15 protein-coding genes and 8 tRNA genes are annotated in these 20,664 nt (G+C 72.7%); 17 read left to right on the forward strand and 6 right to left on the reverse strand.

Going from position 1 to position 20,664, the window contains the following annotated elements:
* Positions 1-44: 44 nt before the first annotated feature.
* Complete coding sequence (crcB, locus tag HNQ61_RS15720; RefSeq protein ID WP_170034915.1) at positions 45-404, reverse strand: fluoride efflux transporter CrcB; 360 nt, start codon at positions 402-404, stop codon at positions 45-47.
* Positions 401-2,188, reverse strand: a complete 1,788-nt coding sequence (locus HNQ61_RS15725; RefSeq protein WP_170034914.1) for a M1 family metallopeptidase — start codon at positions 2,186-2,188, stop codon at positions 401-403. Before HNQ61_RS15725 ends, crcB begins: the two co-directional genes overlap by 4 nt.
* A gap of 141 nt (positions 2,189-2,329) precedes the next feature.
* Here HNQ61_RS15725 and HNQ61_RS15730 point away from each other — a divergent pair, with 141 nt between their 5' ends.
* The 12 genes from HNQ61_RS15730 (at position 2,330) to HNQ61_RS15785 (ending at position 6,333) form a co-directional block, all read left to right on the forward strand.
* Positions 2,330-2,695 (forward strand): sulfite exporter TauE/SafE family protein, encoded by a 366-nt coding sequence (locus HNQ61_RS15730; RefSeq protein WP_170034913.1) that lies wholly within the window; start codon positions 2,330-2,332, stop codon positions 2,693-2,695.
* A 608-nt stretch (positions 2,696-3,303) separates the two neighbouring features.
* Positions 3,304-3,606 (forward strand): hypothetical protein, encoded by a 303-nt coding sequence (locus HNQ61_RS15735; protein ID WP_170034912.1) that lies wholly within the window; start codon positions 3,304-3,306, stop codon positions 3,604-3,606.
* A gap of 156 nt (positions 3,607-3,762) precedes the next feature.
* The gene (gene ypfJ / locus HNQ61_RS15740) at positions 3,763-4,614 is read left to right on the forward strand and encodes a KPN_02809 family neutral zinc metallopeptidase (RefSeq protein WP_170034911.1); all 852 of its coding nucleotides are present in this window, start codon (positions 3,763-3,765) and stop codon (positions 4,612-4,614) included.
* Positions 4,615-4,765: 151 nt separating this feature from the next.
* The gene (locus tag HNQ61_RS15745) at positions 4,766-5,491 is read left to right on the forward strand and encodes an alpha/beta hydrolase (protein ID WP_170034910.1); all 726 of its coding nucleotides are present in this window, start codon (positions 4,766-4,768) and stop codon (positions 5,489-5,491) included.
* 145 nt (positions 5,492-5,636) lie between these two features.
* Positions 5,637-5,709: transfer RNA gene (locus HNQ61_RS15750), tRNA-Lys, on the forward strand.
* Positions 5,710-5,713: 4 nt separating this feature from the next.
* Positions 5,714-5,787: transfer RNA gene (locus HNQ61_RS15755), tRNA-Arg, on the forward strand.
* 16 nt (positions 5,788-5,803) lie between these two features.
* Positions 5,804-5,887: transfer RNA gene (locus tag HNQ61_RS15760), tRNA-Leu, on the forward strand.
* A gap of 22 nt (positions 5,888-5,909) precedes the next feature.
* Positions 5,910-5,982, forward strand: a tRNA-Glu gene (locus HNQ61_RS15765).
* A 16-nt stretch (positions 5,983-5,998) separates the two neighbouring features.
* Positions 5,999-6,072 (forward strand) — tRNA-Met (locus HNQ61_RS15770).
* 10 nt (positions 6,073-6,082) lie between these two features.
* A tRNA-Val gene (locus HNQ61_RS15775) sits at positions 6,083-6,157 on the forward strand.
* 14 nt (positions 6,158-6,171) lie between these two features.
* Positions 6,172-6,244, forward strand: a tRNA-Gly gene (locus tag HNQ61_RS15780).
* A 15-nt stretch (positions 6,245-6,259) separates the two neighbouring features.
* Positions 6,260-6,333, forward strand: a tRNA-Asn gene (locus HNQ61_RS15785).
* 198 nt (positions 6,334-6,531) lie between these two features.
* On the opposite strand, the gene HNQ61_RS15790 is transcribed toward HNQ61_RS15785, so the two are convergent.
* From HNQ61_RS15790 to HNQ61_RS15800, 3 genes are all read right to left on the reverse strand, one after another.
* Complete coding sequence (locus HNQ61_RS15790) at positions 6,532-6,987, reverse strand: hypothetical protein (protein ID WP_170034909.1); 456 nt, start codon at positions 6,985-6,987, stop codon at positions 6,532-6,534.
* 102 nt (positions 6,988-7,089) lie between these two features.
* Positions 7,090-9,408 carry a TonB-dependent receptor gene (locus tag HNQ61_RS15795; RefSeq protein WP_170034908.1) on the reverse strand — a complete coding sequence of 773 codons (2,319 nt, stop codon included), beginning with the start codon at positions 9,406-9,408 and terminating at the stop codon, positions 7,090-7,092.
* 368 nt (positions 9,409-9,776) lie between these two features.
* The gene (locus HNQ61_RS15800) at positions 9,777-10,133 is read right to left on the reverse strand and encodes a hypothetical protein (protein WP_170034907.1); all 357 of its coding nucleotides are present in this window, start codon (positions 10,131-10,133) and stop codon (positions 9,777-9,779) included.
* A gap of 593 nt (positions 10,134-10,726) precedes the next feature.
* On the opposite strand from HNQ61_RS15800, the gene HNQ61_RS15805 reads away from it, so the two are divergent.
* The 5 genes from HNQ61_RS15805 (at position 10,727) to HNQ61_RS15825 (ending at position 18,532) form a co-directional block, all read left to right on the forward strand.
* Complete coding sequence (locus HNQ61_RS15805; protein ID WP_170034906.1) at positions 10,727-10,957, forward strand: hypothetical protein; 231 nt, start codon at positions 10,727-10,729, stop codon at positions 10,955-10,957.
* A 140-nt stretch (positions 10,958-11,097) separates the two neighbouring features.
* Positions 11,098-12,318 (forward strand): lanthionine synthetase LanC family protein, encoded by a 1,221-nt coding sequence (locus tag HNQ61_RS15810; protein ID WP_170034905.1) that lies wholly within the window; start codon positions 11,098-11,100, stop codon positions 12,316-12,318.
* A 44-nt stretch (positions 12,319-12,362) separates the two neighbouring features.
* Positions 12,363-15,506, forward strand: coding sequence for a lantibiotic dehydratase (locus HNQ61_RS15815; protein WP_170034904.1), 3,144 nt, complete (start codon positions 12,363-12,365; stop codon positions 15,504-15,506).
* A gap of 48 nt (positions 15,507-15,554) precedes the next feature.
* Positions 15,555-16,466: a biosynthetic peptidoglycan transglycosylase gene (locus HNQ61_RS15820; RefSeq protein WP_170034903.1), complete on the forward strand. Its 912-nt coding sequence runs from the start codon at positions 15,555-15,557 to the stop codon at positions 16,464-16,466.
* 59 nt (positions 16,467-16,525) lie between these two features.
* Positions 16,526-18,532, forward strand: coding sequence for a cysteine peptidase family C39 domain-containing protein (locus tag HNQ61_RS15825; RefSeq protein ID WP_170034902.1), 2,007 nt, complete (start codon positions 16,526-16,528; stop codon positions 18,530-18,532).
* On the opposite strand, the gene HNQ61_RS15830 is transcribed toward HNQ61_RS15825, so the two are convergent.
* Positions 18,515-20,605 carry a hypothetical protein gene (locus HNQ61_RS15830; protein WP_170034901.1) on the reverse strand — a complete coding sequence of 697 codons (2,091 nt, stop codon included), beginning with the start codon at positions 20,603-20,605 and terminating at the stop codon, positions 18,515-18,517. The two genes, HNQ61_RS15825 and HNQ61_RS15830, sit on opposite strands and share 18 nt — an antisense overlap.
* Between the last annotated feature and the right edge of the window lie 59 nt (positions 20,606-20,664).

Genomic DNA, 20,664 nt, shown 5'->3' on the forward strand with positions numbered 1-20,664 from the left:
CATTTAGCTGGCCCGGAGCGCTGTCCGCCGGTGGCGGGAAAGGGTCAGGATGGACGCGCAATCCACATCCCCAATGCCACGCAGGCGAGCCCCGCCGCCATGCTCGCGCCCGCGTACGCCAGCGCCGTTCCGTACGCGCGGTCCTGCAGCAGCGCGAACGTTTCGTACCCGAAGGTGCTGAACGTCGTGAGCCCGCCGCAGAAGCCGACGGCCAGCAGCAGCCGGCGCGGATCGTCCGGCGGGACGCGGGCGACGATGATCCCCAGCAGCAGCGAGCCTGCCAGGTTCACGGCGAACGTCCCCCAGGGAAACCCGCCGCGCGCCGCCGTCCCGATCCACCGCCCGGCGCCGTAGCGGGTCACGGCGCCGGCCGCCCCGCCCAGCGCCACGAGCAGCAGGTTCATTGCACGGCCGCGCGGTTGTTGGCGCGGTTGTAGTCGATCAGCACCCACTCCGGGTCCAGCACCACCTCCGCCGGGCGGTCCGCCGTGGTGACGTTCACCGTCTGCCGGCGCGCGCGCGAATCCAGCGTCTGCGTCCGTCCGCCCACCTGGAGCACGACGGGCATCCACGCGGCGCCGCTGCGGTCCACGATCACGCTCGTACGCCAGCGGCCGTCCGGCAGCCGCGTGCTGGTAGCCTGGCTGACGCTGTAGTCCAGCCGGTCCGTGCGCGTGATCCACTGGTCAAAGAACCAGTCCAGGTCGCGCCGGCTCACCCGTTCCGCCACCTCCTGGAAGTCCGCGCCGGTCACGTGGCGCAGGCGGTACTCCGCGAAGAAGGTGCGCAGGATGCGCTTGAACGTGTCCTCGCCCACGTACTCGCGCAGCATGCGGAAGACGGCGGACGGCTTGGTGTAGGTCATGGCGCTGAAGATGGCGGGCGAGCGGAACTCCTCCGCCGGCAGTGCGATGGCCTGCGTGGAATCCGCGCGCTCCAGCCGCTCCAGCGCGGTCATGGTGCCGCGCCAGACAGCGGTGTCGCCCTTCATCTCCCGATAGTACGAGGTCATGAAGGAGGTGAAGCCCTCGTCCATCCACCCCTCGCGCCACTCGTTGTTCGCGAGCATGCCGTGCAGGTACTGGTGCGTAACCTCGTGCACGATCAGCCCTTCGGAGGCGGAGCCGTTCATCACCATCATGGGGAACTCGGTTCCGCCGCCTTCCAGCCGGTGCACGTTGGTCAGCTGCGGCCAGGCGTACGGTCCGAACATCGTTTCCAGCCACGTGAGCGCATCGTACGTGCGGCGGACGGCGGCCTGCCGGGCCCACGACGTGTCTTCCGGCAGAAAGAGCGCGTGGATCCCCGGCGCCGGCCGCGTCCGTCCGGCGTCGTCCACCAGCGTGCGGCTGACGTACTCGTGGATGTAGCGCGGGTCGGCGCTCCAGGCGAAGTGGTGCACGCTGTCCGCCACCATCCGCACACGCTTGCGCCCCTCCGCCGCCGCCCCGGCGAGGAAGCCGAGCGCCTCCGCAGGGCCCGCGGCGGGAACGATGCCCAGGGCCACCGGCTGGTACCCGGGATTCCCCTCTACCGCCACGCCGGTGGAACCCACCACCTGGTCCGCGGCCACGTCCAAGGTCACGTCGTAGCGCCCGAATTCGCCGTAGAACTCGCCCTGCGGCAGCAGCGGATGCTCTGCCCAGCCGGTGCGTTCGTACACGGCGATGCGGGGATACCACTGGGCAAAGTCGTAGTGCCGCCCCGCCCGGCCCTGCCGCCGCGGCAGCGTGGAGAGGCGCGCGTCCCAGTCCATCACCAGCGTCAGCGATCCGCCGGGCGCGAGCGGGCGCGGAAGCACGATTGCCGCCACGGTGGAGTCCGGGGCGATGGGATAGACGGCGCGCGCGGCGGTCCCATCCACCGTGACCGCGGTGAAGCGCTCGTACGCGTGATCGTCCGGGCCCAGGTCGGTGAAGCGGCGCTCGCCGTACTCCAGTTCCCGCCGCGCCCAGGCACTGTTTGGGCGGAACGCGTTCAGGTGCTGGTGGACGTAGATGGTGTCCAGCGCATCGGGCGAGCGGTTGACGTAGCGCAGGCGCGCGCGGCCGTGCAGCACGCCGGAGGGCTCGTCCAGCCGGGCTTCGATGCGGTAATCCACCCCCTGCTGAAACGTCTGCGACCGCTGCGCGGCGGCGGGGACGGCGGCCAGCAGGGCCAGTGCGAAAAGGCGTGCGATGCGGATCATTGCGGCGCGTGGGCTCAGGGTGATGACGGCCAACATGCGCACGGCGCGGATCGCGGGCAACGGGTGGGGCGGCGCGGCGGCGGCCCGCGCGTTACCTTGGGCACGGTTCGCGACGGATTGTCTCTCTTCGGGGGTGCGGTGATGGGAACGATCGTGATGTTTCTGCTGATCGGCCTGGGGGCCGGCGTGCTGTCCGGCCTGTTCGGGATCGGCGGGGGCCTGGTGATTGTTCCGGCGCTGATGCTGCTGGCCAAGATGCAGCCGCTGCAGGCGACGGGAACGTCGCTGGGCGCGCTGCTGCTGCCGGTGGGCGCGCTGGGTGCGTACGAGTACTACAAGAACGGCCACGTAAACGCGTCCGCGTCGCTGATGATCGCGTTCGGCCTGCTGATCGGCGCGTACTTTGGCGCGCACTGGGCGCAGACGCTGTCTCCGGTACAGTTGAAGCGGGCGTTCGCGGTGTTTCTGGTGCTGGTGGCGGTGCGGATGTGGGTGACGGCGAAATAAGGGAAGTGCGTGAGTGCTGGGTGCGTGAGTGCGTGAGTGCGAGGGACAGCGGTGAGGGAGGATCGGGTGCGATCGGCTGACATCACCGGCGGCCCCCACCCGGGCCGGCACCACCGGCCCACCCTCCCCCAAAACAGACTGGGGGAGGGTTGTCGCGGCCGAGGTCTCGGTGCGGGTCGGCGGCCTCCGTTCGGCGGTTGAAACCGCGCCTCGAACAACACGAAGTCCGCCTCCGCGGACTGGAACGCCGTCTCCGTTCGCGTCCTCCGTGCAGTTGAAGCCCCGAACGGCGCCTGTGGGCGACGTGTCGGGGCTTTCCGCTGTCGGAGCGGCGGATTCATTCGCTCAACGGACTCCGCCCAGAACGATACTTGTCCTCCGCACCAATCTTTCCGCCCCGCCCCAACCCTCCCCCAGTCTTTTTTGGGGGAGGGTGGGCGAGTAGTACGAGCCCGGGTGGGGGCCGCCCTGAGACCCGCCATCCACTCCATATCTCCTTTGTGGCGCCGGGCTTGCACACGTCCCGGGTCCCATTCCCGGAACGGCTCGTGCACGACCGCCGGCCTCGTTCCCGAGACGGCGCAACCGACATCGCAGGGGAGAACCACATGGACCAGAACCGCGACCAGGGCTCCGAAGACAACCGCCAGGCGGTGGAGCACGTGCACAACGCCCAGGAAAACCGCGACGCCCTGCAGGAGCAGGCCCGCCGCGTCGCCGCCACCGCGCCGGACACGAGCCAGCCGGTGGATGGCCTGCACGCGGACGGCATGGGCGGCGAAGACACCACGCGCGCTGAGGAAAACGTCCGCCGCGCGCATGAAAACACCGCCGCGCTGCGCGAAGAATCCCGCCGCGTGGACGCCACCACGCCGCCGGACATCAACCGCACCGGCCCGGCCGACCGGTAGTCCCGGGCAGGGCAGGATGATCCCGCGGGCGGTGGCGAAAGCCGCCGCCCGCGCGCGTTCCGGGGGGTCTCTTGAGCGTCTAGCATCCTGCTTGCGAATGCGGTCCGCGAGCGCCGGCCCGCGGGCCGAGCGCAGGACCCTCCCGAGGAGACGAGCATGCGCTGGCAGGGCGGACGACAGAGTTCCAATGTGAACGACCGCCGCGGGATGGGCGGAGGCGGCATGGCCGCGGGCGGCGGACTGGGCGCCGTGGTGCTGGGCCTCGTCTACTTCCTGTTGACCGGCGACTCGTCCGGGCTGCAGAACGCCGCGCCCGGCGCCCAGCCCTCGGCCGAGTCCCAGGCCGGCGCACCGACAGATGCGGCCTCGGACAGCATGAAGGCGTTCGTCTCCACGGTGCTGGCCAGCACCGAAGACGTGTGGACCGAGATCTTTCGCCAGCAGGGCGAGGCGTACCAGCAGCCGCAGCTGGACCTGTTCACCGGACGGGTGCAGTCCGCCTGCGGCCAGGCGACCGCGGCGGTGGGGCCCTTCTACTGCCCCGGCGACCGCAAGGTGTACATCGACCTGGACTTCTACGATCAGCTGCGCAAGGACCTGGGCGCGCCCGGCGACTTTGCCCAGGCGTACGTGATCGCGCACGAGGTGGGGCACCACGTGCAGACGCTGACGGGCGTTTCGCAGCAGGTGAACGCCGCCTCGCGCCGCGGCGGCGAAGCCGAGGCCAACCGCCTTTCGGTGATGCAGGAGCTTCAGGCGGACTGCTACGCCGGCGTGTGGGCCAACCATTCGCAGCAGCAGCACAAGTGGCTGGAACAGGGCGATGTGGAAGAAGCGCTGAACGCCGCCACGCAGATCGGCGACGACGCGCTGCAGAAGCGCTCGCAGGGCTACGTGGTTCCGGAAAGCTTCACCCACGGAACCAGCGCGCAGCGGGTGCAGTGGTTCCGCACGGGCTTCGAATCAGGCAAGGCGGAAAACTGCAACACCTTTGAATCCCGCATCTGACGTTTCGCCTTCCGGGGGACGACGAGCGAGGGGCGGTCCGCGACGGCGGGCCGCCCCTCGCCGCGCCGGGGCCGGGGACTGGCGCGGAGGGCCGGACGACGTTTGTTTACAGGATTCCCCGCCCCGCAGTCGCACCCGTGCCGCCCGCTCCATGTCTGCCGATCGCGATCAGAACGACGAAGGGCGGCTGACCGCGCGGCCGCAGGCGCCCGCGCGGGTGGACCGGCCGGGGCTGCGGCGGCTGGGGCTGGACCCGCGCCGCGACGGGCTGGTGTACGTGCCCATGGCCCACTCGCCGGAGCGGCCGGCGCCGCTCATCCTGATGCTGCACGGGGCCGGGGGCAACGGACACAACGCGCTGGGCATGCTGCAGCCGCTGGCGGATGCGTACGGGGTGGTGCTGCTGGCGCCGGACGCGCGGCAGCAGACGTGGGACGGCATCCGCGGCGGTTTCGGGCCGGACGTGGCGTTCATCGACCGCGCGCTGGAGCAGGTGTTCAGCCGCTGCGCCATCGACCCGGCGCGCATCGCCATCGGCGGGTTCTCCGACGGCGCCTCGTACGCGCTCTCGCTGGGGCTGGCGAACGGCGACCTGTTTTCGCACGTGATCGCCTTTTCGCCCGGCTTTGCCGCGCCGCCGGGACGGCGCGGGCGCCCGGGCGTGTTCGTGACGCACGGGACGGACGACGCGGTGCTCCCCATCGACGCATGCAGCCGCCGCGTAGTGCCGCGGTTGACCCGCGCGGGGTACACGGTGGACTACCGGGAGTTCGCGGGCCCGCACACCGTGCCCCCGGCGCAGGCCCGCGACGCCGTAAAGTGGTTCGTGCGCGGGGCTTCCGGCGCGCCCGCCGCACCGCGGCAGCAGCCGGGGTGAAGGGGGGCTTCACAAAGGGGCTGGGGTCGTATATATTCTGCGCCCCGCCCCGACCCAACCGCGTCACGGACGCGAAACGGAGCCGGCCGGCGGGGGCTTGCGCAAATGGCCGGATGGTTGTAACCTTTTGGCCTGCAGGCAATTAGCACCGATAGCTCAACTGGCAGAGCAGGGGACTCTTAATCCCAAGGTTGTAGGTTCGATTCCTACTCGGTGCACTGCGCGCCCATAGCTCAGCTGGATAGAGCGTCTGACTACGGATCAGAAGGTCGGGAGTTCGAATCTCTCTGGGCGCACTGCTGGCTTTGACATGCTCCTGTGGCGGAATTGGTAGACGCGCTAGATTCAGGATCTAGTGGGCGCAAGCTCGTGGAGGTTCGAGTCCTCTCGGGAGCACTGGTGTAGAAGGTTGTTGTAAGCCCCGTTCGTCTAGTGGCCTAGGACATAGCCCTCTCAAGGCTAAAACACGGGTTCGATTCCCGTACGGGGTATGGTTGCGGTACATGTCGCGGGGTGGAGCAGCCTGGTAGCTCGTCGGGCTCATAACCCGAAGGTCGCGGGTTCGAATCCCGCCCCCGCTATGCACGACGAGGGCGTTTAGCTCAGCTGGTCCAGAGCGCTCGCTTCACACGCGAGAGGTCATAGGTTCAAATCCTATAACGCCCACTGGTACGAAAGACGCGGGCATAGCTCAGTTGGTAGAGCGCAACCTTGCCAAGGTTGAGGTCGCCGGTTCGAGTCCGGTTGCCCGCTCTGTAGGTCGGTCAAGCCCACTTAGCTCAGTTGGTTAGAGCATCTGACTGTTAATCAGAGGGTCCCAGGTTCGAGTCCTGGAGTGGGCGCTCTCACAAACCAAAGGCCCGAAAGCTCCCAGAGCTTCCGGGCCTTTGGTGTTTCTGCGCACGGGTTGGTGAGCTGGTCGACGGGGTTCGCCCCCGTTCTCCGCTGGCCCGCGCATCTAGATCAAGCCGCAGAGGAACGGCCCCGGCGATTGTCTCGCCGGGGCCGTCTGCATTGCGGCGCTGCCTGGCCGCGCTCCGTTACGGCGTGACCGTGATGGGGATCGACGGCGAATCGTAGTCGGAGTGGTTGCCGTGCAGGATGCTGAACACGACGGCCGTGCTCCCCGCCGCCACGCCGTCCAGATCCATGTGGTCGCCGTGCGAGTCGATCACGGCGATGCTCTCGTTGGCCACGGTCCAGTCCAGCGTGTGCTCGGCGCCGTCCGGCTGAAAGCGGTCGCCGTCCTCCGCCACGAACCACACCTCCAGGTGCTTCGCCTGCCCCGCCTTGACGCTCAGCGAGCCCGTCACCTGCCGCGACGCGTTTACCGACACCACGGTCGCGTTGTTCTGGTCCAGGATCACCAGCCCGGCGGCTTCGTCGTGATCGTGGTCGTCCGGCCCGGTGCCGTCGTCGTCGCACGCGGCCAGCATGGCGGTGGCGGCAAGCACCAGCGCGGCGCGGTTGATCAGCTTGCGGGTTTCCGTAAACATCGTCCTTCTCCTTGATCCATCGGGTTTGCCCGCCGTCCATGGTGAGGCGGGGTTTGATCTGGCCGGCCGCGCGCCGCGGCCCGGGGCCGGCCACGCGGCACGTCAGAAATCGACGCGGTACAGCAGTCTCAGGTTCAGCCCCGGCTGCGGGGCCACTTCGCGGATGCGCGACAGGTGGTCGCGCCACACCGCGTCCGTCAGGTTGTCCGCCGCCAGGGTGACGGTGTGCAGGGCACCGCGCGCGTCCCAGCGGATGCCGGCGGACGCGTTCAGCAGCGTGTAGCCGGCGGTGGGCTGTTCCAGCGGCGTTCCATCCGCGGCCGAGCCCGGGTACACGCGGTCCTGCCGCGCGCCGCTCTCCACCCCCGCCCCGGCAAACCAGCGCGGCACGTCGCGGCGGATGCGAAGCGCGCCGTGCGCCGGAGGGATGGCGGGAAGCGGATGGTCTCCATCCTCCCCGTCCAGGTCGCCGCGCACGTAGCTCCCCGTGGCTTCCACCACCCACGCGTGCAGCGGCTCGATCTGAATGCGCCCCTCCGCGCCGGTGAAGCGCGCGTCATCCCCCCGCGCCTGGTAGACGGGGTAGCGGCCGAAGCGCGGGTCCAGCTCCCCCGTCGGCGCGTAGTAGATGAAGCCGCCGATCGTATTCCGGTACGCGGTCAGCTCGCCTTCCACCCCGGGGCGGGAGACGCGGAGAAACAGGTCCGCGCCCAGCCCCGTCTCCGGCTCGATCGCCGGATTGCCGATCTCGTACGAGTAGGCGGCCAGGTGCGGCCCGCGGGAGTACAGTTCTTCGATCGATGGCGTGCGGAACGAGCGCGCCAGCCGCGCCCCCGCCTGCCATCCCGCGCCCAGGCGGAACACGCCCGCCGCGCTGCCGGAAAAGGCGCCGAAGTCGCGCGTTCCCACGGAGATGCCGGCGACCGGCCGGTCATCTTCCGGCACCACGCGGGTCCAGTCGTAGCGCGCGCCCAGCTCCAGCCCCCAGCGCCCGCGCGAAAGCTCCTCATAGGTGAATCCGGCGAGCGACCACTGGCGCGCGCTGCGGCTTCCCGTCGCCAGTCCGCCCACCTCCAGGTTCTTGCCGAACCCCCACAGGCCGACCGCGCCCTCGTTGCGGAACGCTCCCTCATGCCGGTGGCGGCCGACGAGGTTCATCGTCCCCGTGTACTGAAGGAACGACGTGCCCACGAACTCGGCGCCGTCCGTCCCGCGCTCCAGTTCGTGGTGGCGAAAGCGGACCAGGTTCAGGTCCGCCTCCACTGACCCGAACGGGCCCAGCCCGCCCAGGTGCGCCGCTTGTCCCCGGACGGCGGTGCGGCGGACGTCCAGGTTCACCCCGCCCTGGTGCGCGCCGGGAATGTTCTGCCCCCGGAAGGTGCCGGGGACCCCGTACTCCATGGTGTAGTCGCGCACGGCGAGCCCGGCGAAGCCGCGGGCGCCCACCCGGCTGGCGCCCGCGCCCGCGCTGTATCCGCTCAGGCCGGTGGATGGCAGATCGCCCAGCGGCGTGCGCGTGTCTCCCGCGCGGCGGCCGCTGGCCTCGCCCCGCAGCGCCCATCCGCCGAGGCCGCCCAGCAGCGACGCGCCGCCCGCGATTCCCCGGCTGGCGGATTCGCCCTGCAGGCTGACGGCGCCGGAAAGGCGGTCCGGCCGCGAGCGGGGCACTTCTTCGCGGATGACGTTGATCACCCCGCCCAGCGCGTTGCTGCCGTACAGGAGGCCGGCGGGCCCGCGCACCACCTCGATGCGCTCCGCCGTCAGCGGCTCCACCATCACGCCGTGGTCCGCTGCGCTCCCGGCGATGTCGCCCGTGCGCTGGCCGTCTTCCAGCACCAGCACGCGGTCGCCGCCCAGGCCGCGGATCACGGGCTGGCTGGCGGCGGGGCCGTTGTAGCGCATGGAGATTCCCGGCTCGCCCGCCACCGTGGCGCTCACCGTCGCGCCCAGCTGCCGCCGCAGCTCCGCGCCGCTGACGACGGTGGTGGGGCGATACGTGTCGTCCCCGCCCCGGTCGCGCCCCGTGCCCGTGGCCACCACGGCGGAAAGCTGCAGCGCGGACGGCAACAGCTTCAGGCTCGCCTGCCCCGCCAGCCCGTCCAGGATGCGCACGGCCTGCTCGCCCGGCGCGTAGCCGATGCGCTCTGCGGCCAGGGTGTAGCTCCCGGCGGGGAGCCCGTCGAAGTGGAACGCGCCGTCCGCATGGCTCACGTCCCGGCGCCCCAGCTCCAGAATGCGCACCGTGGCGCCCGCCACCGGCTGCCCGGTGGACGCATCGATGACGGTGCCGTGCAGCGCGCCCGCGGCCGGGGTGCGCGTGGAGGAAAGGTTGATCGGAGCGGCCGGGGTGCCCGACTGGCCCCGCGCGGAAACGGGGAGCGCGGCGAGCACGAAAGCGGCGGCCATCAGGGTGCTTCGCATCGATTGAACGTCCTTCACGTCAGTTCGGGATGTGCGTCGCCCAGCGCCCGCGACGGTTCGCGGGCGCTGGTTGATGGACGGCACCGGCGCGCCACGCCCATCGTGGACGTGCGTCGTCGCGCGTCGATGGCACGTCCACGCGGGTCCGGACCGCGATGGCGGACCGGGACGCGGACGGGCGGCGGCGCGACGGGACCGCGGCGGTGCTTTCCGGGGAAAGGCATCGCCGGCGCGGGCCGGTGTCGTACGGTTCTGTACTGGATTGGGGGACCGGCACGGCGCCGCGCGAAGTGCGCGGACGCGGTCAGATCCCGCCGGTGCCCTGGGGCGCGCGGCGGCGTGCCGGGTTCAGCTCCGGAGGGGAGCCGTCAGGCGAGGGGTGGGGCGCGGGAACCGGGCTGGGCGTGCGAACGGATCGCCGGGGCAGACTCGTTGCCCGGGTTCGGCGTCCGGAGCGTGGTGCAGGCCGCGGCGAGTTCGCCGGACCCGGAAACCGTGGGGATGAAGTGCAGCCCGGTGAGCTTGCAGGCCGGGCAGTGCGTTTCGTCGTGCGGAGGCGGCGGGCAGTCGTGGTCGCTGTCGCCGGGGGCGTGCAGGTGCGCAAGCCGGGGGACGGGCGCCGGCGCCGGATCGCTCCCACCGTGCTGCAGCACTTCTCCACCCGCCGCAAGCAGCAGGTACAGAAGCGCGAAGAGCGCGGAAAGAGGTCGGCGGATCTGGAGCACCCGGGCCCTGCGGTACAGGTCTACTGGTTAATTCGAGATATCATTATCAATAATGCCGCTCATCATCCAGGCGCGCAACCCCGGCGCGGGCGATCCGCCGAACGGCCCTCACCGCTAGCTGGCGCCGACCGCGTCCCCATCCACCGCAGCGCGGGTGGATGGAGAGAGATCCGGAGGATCGGCATCCCTCTTCCCGCCGCGGAACCCGTCCCGGCGGCGCGGCTCCGCGGTGTTTTCCCAGCGGATCGTAAAAGGATGTATTTTGTGTCGCCCAAAGCGCGGATTCAGCCACCGGAGCCCATCCGTCGTGATGCACCAAACGCGGCGCAGAAACTTGATGATCGTACTCCGAGACCCGTTCGGAACGCCTCCGCCCAGGCGCAGGAACGCAGACTGAAAATGGACAAATTTTCCCGTTGACGGCCCGGCTCGCTGCCCTGTAGCTTTGGATCCGGCGGGGCACCCCGAGGGGACAAGCCTTTCGCCGCCGCTACACTGATCCCGCCTGCTTCCAGCCTGACCTTCCCTCTCGACGGGTCAGTGCTGTCCCCGGCCGGAACCCCGGCCCAATACCCCTGGATGGAGAACCCCACATGCAGCAGAACAACAACGGCACGCCCAAGCGCAAGCTGGAAGTCGCTCGCGAAACCCTTCGCCAGCTTGGCGGGCAGGCGCTTCGCAAGGTGGCCGGCGGCGAGCCGTACTTCACCGCCACGTCGCCCACGGAAGACTTCACCTGCGCCGGCCCGTGGCAGTGCACCGACACGTGCCCCACGCTTCCGGAGTGTGAAACGGGCATGCAGTGCATGACCTTCGGCAACTAGCCCTGGTGCTGAACCTGCGCCTGCCGATGCACCGGCGGTCGTAGTCGTTGGCTCGCTTCACAGAAGGCAGCGACGGCCGGCGTGCAACGCGGATTTCCGCCGAGCGCCGGCCGTCGCTCCGTTCCCGGCAGTACACTCCATTGACGACCGCATCCAATCTCCAGGCCGCGCCGCTGGACCGCGCGGCGGTTCACCAATCCATTCTGCAGATCGCGGACGCGCTCATCGCGTTTCTGCGGAGCGCAGACAAGCCCTCCGTAAGGGACCTCCCCGGCGCGGCGCTCTTTCTTACCCACCTGGGCCGCGCGTCCGGCCAGGCGAAGCACCGCGAGGCGGCCGCCGAAGCCGTGGCGCTCTCGGGCGACCTGGTCGCCCGCGTGCCCATGCGGCTGGCCCTGTACGGCGGCCTCGCCGGGATGGTGCTGCCCATGGCGCACCGCGAGCGGCTGGGCATCGCGGACGACGGGTTTGACCTGGACGGCATCGACGAGGTGCTGATGGAAGGCGTCGATCCCGGGGTGACGCCGCACTTTGACCTGATCAGCGGCGTGGTGGGGCTGGGCGCGTACTTTCTGGAGCGCCTGCCCGCGCCCGCCGCGCGCGAGGGGGTCCGGCGCGTCATCCACCGGCTTCACGACACGGCGGAGCACGACGGGCACGGCATGCGCTGGCTCACCGCGCCTGACCTGATTCCCGCCGCCAAGCGCGCGATCACGCCGCTGGGCAAGTACGATCTGGGGATGGCGCACGGGATCACGGGGGTGGCCGCCTTTCTGGCGCTCGCGCTGCTGAACGGCGCCGACCGCGATCCGGCCGAAGCCATGCTGCGCGAAACAGTGCGCTGGCTGATGGCCCTGGAGCGGGCGGATGGCAGTCAGGGCGCCTACGGGACCATGGTGGACCCGCGGCAGCCGGAGGCGATGGCGCCGGGCCGCGCCGCGTGGTGCTACGGCGACCCCGGCGTGGCCGCGGCGCTGCTGCTGGCCTCCCGCGCGCTCGGCGACGACGCGCTCCTCCACCGCGCGCACGCCCTGGCCCGGCACTCCGCGGCGTTCGCGGACGCGCAGCGGCACCGGGCGGTGGACACCTCGCTCTGCCACGGCACCGCGGGGCTGGCGCACCTGTTCCGCGTGCTGGGCCGCCCCGCCGACGCGGAGCGCTGGGACGCCGAAACCATGGCCATGCGGAGCCCGGACCAGGGAGTGGCGGGCTTCTACTTCATGGAATCCCACGACGGCGTAACTCGCCGCGCGCCGGACGCCACCTTTCTGCAGGGCGCGGCGGGCGTGGGCCTCGTCCTCCTGTCCGTCCTCGATCCGGCCAGCGACCGGTCGTGGGACCGGCTCCTTCTCCTGAGCTGACGCCGCGGGTTCATTCCCCCGGCCCTGTCCGCGAAACGCCTTTCATGCCGCCAGCCTCGTCTTCTCCCTCCGCCCCGTTCGTCCACGGCGGATTCGCGGTTCTGCGCACGCCGCTGCTCCCCGTCGACACCTTCGTGCGATGGACGGAGCGCGTCCAGGCGGGCGCCGCCGCGCGGGACCCCGGCCCCGTGCTCCACATCCTGCGCGAGGTGCTGGACGATCCCGCGCTTCGCGAGGCCATCCGCGTGGCCTCGCGCGACCTGTCCAGCGCCATCGACGCGTGGATGACGGGCGGGCGCGCGGTGGACGCCGACCGGCTGATGCACTCCGTGGTGCGCTACTTCAGCCGCGCGGCGTACCGGCCCACCCCATTTGGCCTGTTCGCCGGATGCAGCGTGGTGGGCGTGGGCGGGCATACCCGCCTGGAGCTTGCCCCGCGGGGGGAGTACACGCGCCATTCGCGCATCGACATGGACCACCTGGCCGAGCTCGCGCGGGTGCTGGGCGAGGACGCGGACGTCCGCCGCCGGGTGCCGCTGCGCACCAACAGCAGCGCGGCGGAGATGGGCGGGCGGCTGCACTACGTGGAAACGCGCTACGCCGGACGGATGCGGGAGTACGCGCTCACCGCGGCGGACCCCACGCCGGAGATCCGGGACACGCTGGCGCGCGCCCGCCACGGTTCCACCCTGGACGCGCTGGCCGCGCCGCTGCTGGCGGACGGGTACGAGCGGGAGGAGGTGGACGGCTTTCTGGCCGAGCTCCTGGACGCGCAGCTGCTGGTGCCGGAGCTGGGGCCGCGCGTCACGGGCCGGGACGCCGCCGCGGCGCTGGCCGCCACGCTGGAGGCGGCCGGGTGCGCAGAGCCGGTGAGCGCCGCGCTTCGCGAGGTGGGCGGGCGGCTGCGCGCCATCGACGCGGGCGGCGTGGGGGGCGGGGCGGACTACGACGGCGCCGTGGCCCCGCTGCGCGGCCTGGCGGTGGAGCCGGACGAGGCGCGCCTGCTTCAGGTGGACCTGTACAAGCCCGCTCCCGCGGCGTCCATCGGGCTGGGGGTGATGGAGGAAGCCGCCGCCGCGGTGGAGCTGCTGGCCGGGATCGCCCCGCGCCAGGACCCGCTGGCCGCCTTTGCCGCGCGCTTCGAGGCGCGCTACGAAACGCGCGAGGTTCCGCTGCTGGAGGCGCTGGACGAGGAGGTCGGCGTCGGCATGCCCGGCGTGGGCACGGACGATTCCGTAATGCGGCGCAGGGCCGAAGCCATGGTGCAGCGCGAGGGGGTGCTGGCGGACCTGCGCTGCCGGGCCGCGTCCGGGGACGGCGCCCGCGTGGAGCTCACGGACGAGGACGTGGAGCGGCTCCGCTGGCCGGGCGGGCGCACGCTTCCCGGCGCGCTCGCGTTCTTCGGCAGCATCGTGGCGGAAAGCGGCGAGGCGGTGGACCGGGGGGATTACCAGCTGGCGCTGAGCCACGTGTCCGGTCCGTCCGGCGCGCGCCTGCTGGGCCGCTTCGCGCACCTGAACCCGGAGCTGGAACGGTGCGTCCAGGCGCACGCGGCCGCGGAAGAGGCGCTGCAGCCCGACGCCCTCTTCGCCGAGATCGTGCACCTGCCGCAGGGGCGCATCGGCAACGTGATCGCGCGGCCGGTGCTGCGCGGGTGGGAGATCTCGTACCTGGGGCAGAGCGGCGCGCCCCTGGACCGGCGGCTGGACCTGGCGGACCTGCGCGTGTCCGTGCGGCGCGGGCGCGTGCGGCTGCGCTCGGCGTCGCTGGACCGCGAGGTGCACCCCCGGCTGAGTTCGGCGCACAACTATTCCGCGCCGCGCGAGCTTCCGGTGTACCGCTTCCTCTGCGCCCTGCAGGACCACGCGCAGTCGGCGTCCATGCACTGGAACTGGGGCGCGCAGGAGGGGGCGGCGGCGCTGCCCCGGGTGACGCGCGGCCGGCTGATTCTGAGCCGCGCGCGATGGAACCTGTCCGCGGCCGAGATCCGCCGGATCACCGAGGCGGGTACGCGGTGGGACCACCAAGCCATCCAGCGCTGGCGCGAGGAGCGGGGGCTGCCCTCCCTGGTTCTGCTGGCGGACTCGGACAACCAGCTTCCCGTCGACTTCTCCAACGCGGTCAGCACGCTCGCCTTTGCCCGGCTGCTGCGGGGACGCGCGGCGGCGCTGCTCACCGAGGCTCTTTCCGGCCCCGGCGCCCTGTGCGTCCACGGACCGGAGGGGCGCTTTACGCACGAGATCGTCATCCCCCTCCTGCGCGGCGCGCCCGTGCCGCCGGACGCGGGGGCGGAGCGCGCCGCCTACGTCCACGCGCCGGACTCCGCGGAGGTCCCGCGCGCGTACGCCCCGGGCTCCGAGTGGGTGTACGCCAGACTGTACTGCGGCGCCGGGAGCGCGGACGCGGTCCTGCGCGACCTGGTCGCGCCAGTCGTCCAGCGCGCCAGGGAGCAGATTCCCTCGCTGGAGTGGTTTTTTCTGCGCTACGCCGATCCCGGGTTCCACATCCGCCTGCGCTTCCGGACGGGCGCGCGCGCGGCTCCCCATCTGATGGCGCTGCTGGGGCAGGCGGCGGCGCCCGCGATCGCGTCCGGGCGGCTGTCCCGGCTGGTGTACGACACCTACCTTCCGGAAGTGGAGCGCTACGGCGGCCCTGGGGCGATCCGGCTGGCCGAGGCCGTCTTCGCGGTGGACAGCGAAGCCGCGCTGTCGCTGGTCACCCTGCCCGCGGGCGGTCCGCCGCGGGACGTGATCGTGCTCGCCGGCGTGGACCGCATGTTTGCCGACGCGGGGCTGGGGGTGGATGACCGCATCGCCTTCCTGGGCCGCGCGCTGGGCGAGGTGCCCGCGGCCGTGCGCGATGCGCGGGCCCGGGAGTTCCGCCCGCTGCGCCCCGCCATCGATGCCGTGCTGGCGGGCGAACTCCCCGATCGTGTCGAAGCGCTGCTCGCCGCCCGTTCCGCGGCCATGGCGCCGTTGCTGGCGCGGATCCGCGCCCTGCACGACGACGGCGGCCTGCACGCGCCGCTGGACGACGTGCTGGTGAGCATGAGCCACCTGTGGATCAACCGCACGCTGATGGATGCCCGGACCCTGGAGCCGCTTCTGTACGATCGCCTGCGCCGCGCCCTGCGCGGGTTCGCCGGCCGCGCGCGAAAGAGCGGCGGAGGTGCCCGTGCGGAGGAATAGCCCCACGCGCGGGAAAGGCATCGCGCCCGCACCCGCCGTCGCGTTCGCATGGCGGTGACGGGTTCCGGCCTGCTCGCCGCGTGGCGCGATGTGCCGGGGCTGCGCCACGGGCGCCCCGGCCCCACCGCGTACATGCGGCTGCGCGCCTCGCCGGACGAAACGCCCCCCCCGCCGCGGTGGACCGCCATCGGGGATCTTTCGCCGTACGCGCTCTGCGCCATCGTGGGCGCGGAAGACCCGGACTTCTTTGCGCACAACGGCGTGGCGTGGGGCCGGTTCGCCCGGCGGTCGGTTTCCGCGCTGCGGGCGGGGCGGCGCATCGGCGGCGTCAGCACCATCACCCAGCAGCTCGCGCGCAACCTGTATCTGCATCCACGGCGGTCCATCACCCGAAAGACGGCGGAGATGGCGCTGGCCGGGCGGATGGAGCGCGCGCTGGACAAGGCGCGCATCCTGGAGCTGTACGTGAACGTGGCGGAGTGGGGGCGGGGCGTGTGGGGGATCGGGAGCGCCGCGGAGGCGTGGTTCGGCGCGGCCGCGCGGGAGCTGAACCCGTTTCAGGCCGTGGTGCTGGCCAGCCTTCTCCCCGCGCCGCGCGCGCCGCTCGCCGGCGGCAACCTGAACCGCGCGCTCGCCAGCCAGACGGACGTCCTCCACTTCCTGTACGGCGCGGGGGTGATGAACCTGCACGCGTGGCGGGAAACGACGGAGCGGCTGATGGCGGCGGCGGGCGCGCTACGTGCCGGCCGCCCTGTGGACGAAGTGCTGCGGGAGACCGGCGCCCCGCCCTACTCGCCGCGGGCGGAGATCGGGCGCGCGCCGGGCGCGGCGGAGCTCCTGGCCAGCGGGTGCGCGCGGCGGGAGCGCGCCGTGTACGCCGCCCTCATCCACGCCGCGGCGGACCGGCGAAGCCTGATGGCCCGCCTGCCGCTCCGGTGGGCGGGAGCGCTGTCCGGGTGAGCACCTCCGCGGACGCCGGTCCGCCGGGCGCGTTTCCGTCGACGGAGGGAGCGCGCCCCGTGCGTGTGCCCCTGATCCGGCAGTCGGGCGCGAGCGACTGCGGAGTGGCGGTGCTGGAGATGGTGCTGCGGCACTACGGCCTGCCCTGCGAGCGCCACGAACTGCGCCGCGCGCTGGGCGGCACGGAAGGCGGATCCACGCTGGAATCCCTCCGGGACGCGGCCCGCGCGCTGGGGCTGGATGCGGAGGGCTTCGACGCCCCGCTGGAGATGCTGGGCGAGGTGCCTACGCCCGCCATTCTGCACTGGCGGCAGGGCCACTTCGTGGTGCTGGAAGGGTTTTCCGGCGGCCTCGCCTGCATCGCCGACCCCGCGCGCGGCCGCCTGCGCATGAGCCGGGCGGAGCTGTCGGGGATGTACGGCGGCACGGCGCTGGTGCTGGAGCCGGCGCATCCCGCCGCGCTGGCCGTCGGACGCAGCGCGGAGGAGGCCGGGCCGGTGCGCGCGCTGCTCGCCCCGTGGCTGCGCGCGGAGCGGGGACGCATCCTGGACCTCGGCGCGGCGGCGGCGGGGATGGCGGCGGCCGCCTCCGCGTCGGCGTGGGGGGCCGGGCGGGCCCGATCCGCGCTGGACGGGGGATGGATGGACGCGGCGCCCTCCCTTTCCGCCGCCGTGGTCGCCGCCGCGCTGGCCGCGGGGCTCGGGCTGTACGCGGCGGGGGTGGAGTCCGCGCTGCGCCGCACGCTGGCCGCCTTCCTCGCCGGCCGCTTTGCCCGCGTGGCCGCGGGAGCGCCGTACGACTATCTCGCCTCGCGGACGCCGCGCTTTCTCGGGAACTTGGCGGGGGACATCGATCCCACCGTAAACCCCCGCATTCCGCCGCTGCGGTGCATGCGGCTGCTGGCGCTGGCGCTCGCCGGCACGGCCACGGTGCTCGGGATTTCGGGGATGACCGGGGGCGTGCTGGCCGCGGCGCTCGCGGCCATTGCCGCCGGCGCCGAGTGGCGCGCGCGGCGATGGAACCGGCGCGCCGCGCGGTGGCGGCCGCGGGTGCAGGCCGCGCGCGAGTGGGCGTGGGCGGTGCTGGCGCGCCCCGCGGAACTGCGCGCGGCGGGGAGCCTGACGGCCGCGCTGGCGCGGTGGAACCAGGCGCGGGAGCAGGCGCAGGCGGCCGTGGCCGGCGAGCCGGTCACCGCGCCCGGGCCGCACGCCGCGGGGTTGGGGGTCGCGTTCGTGGTGCTCGCCCTCCTCACCTCTCCGCTCGCGCCGGGAGACGCGCTCGCCGTCCTTCTGCTCGGCACCGCCGCCCTCACTGCGACCCACGTGCTGGCGGGCGACCTGCAGCTGCTGCGCGGGTGGATGCGGACGCTGGCGACGCTCGCGGACGCGGAGCGGGAAGCGCCTCGCCCAACCGATATCCGTCCATCCGGCTCCGGCACGCTCCACTGCCGCGCCGCCCGCTACGCCGCGGGCGGGCGCGAACGCCTGTCATCCACCACGTTGGAGGCCAATACGGGCGCGGCGATCGGCGTCACCGGCGACGCGGAGGCCCGGGCCGCCCTGGCGCAGCTGATCCTGGGCCTGGTGCCGCCCTCCGGCGGCGAAGTTACGGTCGGCGGCGTGCCCGTGTGGGGGATGGAGGAAGCGCGCCGCGGCCCGGTGTGCGCGGGCGTCCTTTCCGGCGCGCACCCCGTCCCCGGCACGCTGCTGGACAACTTTCGCGTCGTGCACCCGGCATGCACGCGGGCGGACGTGCTGGATGCCTGCGCGCGCGTGGGCCTGTCCGGATGGCTCGCCGCGCTCCCCCTGGCCGAACTCACCCCCCTGACCCCCGCCGTGCTTCGCGGCGAGGTGCCGCGGCTGCTCTGCCTGGCGCGCCTGCTGCCGCGGCTTCCCCGCGTGCTGGTGCTGGACGGCACGCTGGATGAACTGGACGCGGAACGGGCCCGGGCGCTCGCCCTCGACCTCGGCGCCCTTCCCTGCACCGTCGTGCTCTGCACCGGGCGGCCGGAGATCATTCCCCCCGCGTTCCGGTCGATCCACCTCTCCTCATCCCCCGCCGCCTGATCCGTCAGGCGCACCTTCCACCCGCGGCGAGCGATCCGCGCCGGGGCGAAAGACGAGCCGGTCTCCCAGCCCCACAATGGCCGGCGCGGCGATCCACGCGAGCGCGAACGGCACGGCGAGCAGCAGGTTCTGCGGCCTCCACCACGCCACTGCCCCCAGCGCCGCCACGCCCGCCACCGGCGACAGCCAGAGCGCGCGCCAGTATTCCGACAGCGGCGAGGCGGGCTCCTGCCGCGGCGCCCACTCCAGCAGCCGCCTGCGCGACACGCCCATCCGCCACGCCACGCGCACCAGCGCATCGGCGGCCACCAGGCTCTGGTGCACCAGCACCACCTGCGCGAACGCCCCCATCGCCAGGCGGCCCAGCGCCGCGCCCGGCCCGGCGCCCCGCCCCCTCCGCAGCGGCAGAAGGAGGATTCGGTGAATGAGGGAAAGGAACGGCAGGAGCAGCGCGGGGCACGCGGCCACGGTCCACACCCAGGCCGGGCCGGGGAGCACCGTCCACGCCAGCGGCAGCAGGACCAGCGACGCCGGGGTGCCCAGCTCCACCAGCGACGCCTCGCCCAGAAAGAACCGCTGCGCCCCCGTCAGCGGATTGCCGCGCAGCCCCGCGATGAACGGCGCCGTCTGCAGCAGGCCGCGCAGCCACCGGTGCCCGCGCCGCGCCTGGGCCAGGTAGGTGGCCGGCCACGGCTGCTGGACGACGGCGTCGTACACCTCGCCCGTCCGCGCGACGAAGCCGTCCAGCAGGTCGTGGTGAAGAACGAGGTCGTCGGGAAAGGTGCCGTCGAGCGCGCGCCGGAACGCATCCACGTGGTACAGTGCGCCCGCGCCCTGGTGTACTCCCGCCCCCAGCGCCGTGAACGCGAAGCTCGGCCCCGCGGCGCGCCGGGCCGGCTCCGCGTCTTCGCCCGCGCCGCCGAACGTGAACTCCACCGAGGGCTGCAGCACTCCGTATCCCGCCAGCACGCGCCCGGTCCGCTCGTCCACCCGCGGCCGGTTCAGGGGATGCAGGGCCGTGCGGATCAGCGCGTCCGCCGCGCCGGCCCTGAGGCGCGTGGTGTCATCCAGCGTGATGACGAGCGGAACCGGCGTGCGCGCCAGCAGCCCGCCCACATCCCCGAACCGCCACGCAAAGGCCGCCGGGTCTCCGTGCAGCAGGCGCATCAGTTCCAGAAGCTTGCCCCGTTTGCGCTCCCATCCCATCCACGCCTGCTGCGTCGCGCTCCATCGCCGTACGCGGTGCAGGGCGAAGAACCGGTCGCCCGCCGCATCGCCGGCGCGCGCGTTCAGCGCCGCGATCCCCGCCTCCAGCTCCGCCAGCACGGCGTCGTCCCCGGCCGCCGTTTCGGTCGCGGCGTCGGCGAAATCCGAGAGCAGGGCGAAGCGGAACTCCGCCCCGCCGTGCGCCTCGTGCAGCGCCCACAGGCGGTCCAGCAGCGCCCGCACCCGCGCGGGCGATGACACGATCGCGGGCACGACCACCAGCGTGGCGGCGCTCCGCGGCTCCGCGTCTTCCGGGCGCAGGCGGGGGAGCGGAAGATCCATCCGCGGCCGCCACGGGAGCGCGCGCACGGTGCGCGAGGCGTAGACGGCGGCCAGGGGAACGGCGCAGACGAGTGCAGCGATCCGCGCCCAGGGCGCGGCCGGATGCCCCAGCAGGTACGCCGCGCAGCCCATTACCAGCACGCACGCGATCAGGACCGTGAGCGGCGCCGCCAGCCCGCGCGGGATTCCGGGGCGGCGCGTTCCGCGGTACCCGGGCAGCGCGCGGAGTTCGCGCTCGAACGCCTCGGTCCCCTCACCGATCAGATGATGGCCGATGTGCGCGGCGGGAGACTCGGGCCCGTCCTTCTCGAGCGCGCGTTCGGCCCGGGCGAGCGCGGCGCGGGCAAGGGTCAGCGGGTCGATGCCGGTCCGCTGCTCCCCCAGGCGGAGCGCGGCATGATGGCGCCACTGCGTGCGCGGATCCGAGCGCGGATAGCTGCCGCCCGGATCGCGGCGCAGGATCGCCTCGAGGGATGCGTGAAGGGCCGCCTGCTGCGACTTCTCGGCGGGGGATGGGGGACGCACGTGGGGGCGGACTCTCGCGAACCGGGGGAGGGTGGCCCCGTGTGGACCGGGCGCGGCGG

The organism is Longimicrobium terrae (genome assembly GCF_014202995.1).
Classification (GTDB): Bacteria; Gemmatimonadota; Gemmatimonadetes; order Longimicrobiales; family Longimicrobiaceae; genus Longimicrobium; species Longimicrobium terrae.

Excerpts from the sequence above, each read along its gene's own strand:
- crcB (WP_170034915.1), bottom strand. The coding sequence starts at position 404 with ATGAACCTGCTGCTCGTGGCGCTGGGCGGGGCGGCCGGCGCCGTGACC.
- HNQ61_RS15725 (WP_170034914.1), bottom strand. The coding sequence starts at position 2,188 with ATGATCCGCATCGCACGCCTTTTCGCACTGGCCCTGCTGGCCGCCGTC.
- HNQ61_RS15730 (WP_170034913.1), top strand. The coding sequence starts at position 2,330 with ATGGGAACGATCGTGATGTTTCTGCTGATCGGCCTGGGGGCCGGCGTG.
- HNQ61_RS15735 (WP_170034912.1), top strand. The coding sequence starts at position 3,304 with ATGGACCAGAACCGCGACCAGGGCTCCGAAGACAACCGCCAGGCGGTG.
- ypfJ (WP_170034911.1), top strand. The coding sequence starts at position 3,763 with ATGCGCTGGCAGGGCGGACGACAGAGTTCCAATGTGAACGACCGCCGC.
- HNQ61_RS15745 (WP_170034910.1), top strand. The coding sequence starts at position 4,766 with ATGTCTGCCGATCGCGATCAGAACGACGAAGGGCGGCTGACCGCGCGG.
- HNQ61_RS15790 (WP_170034909.1), bottom strand. The coding sequence starts at position 6,987 with ATGTTTACGGAAACCCGCAAGCTGATCAACCGCGCCGCGCTGGTGCTT.
- HNQ61_RS15795 (WP_170034908.1), bottom strand. The coding sequence starts at position 9,408 with ATGCGAAGCACCCTGATGGCCGCCGCTTTCGTGCTCGCCGCGCTCCCC.
- HNQ61_RS15805 (WP_170034906.1), top strand. The coding sequence starts at position 10,727 with ATGCAGCAGAACAACAACGGCACGCCCAAGCGCAAGCTGGAAGTCGCT.
- HNQ61_RS15815 (WP_170034904.1), top strand. The coding sequence starts at position 12,363 with ATGCCGCCAGCCTCGTCTTCTCCCTCCGCCCCGTTCGTCCACGGCGGA.
- HNQ61_RS15820 (WP_170034903.1), top strand. The coding sequence starts at position 15,555 with ATGGCGGTGACGGGTTCCGGCCTGCTCGCCGCGTGGCGCGATGTGCCG.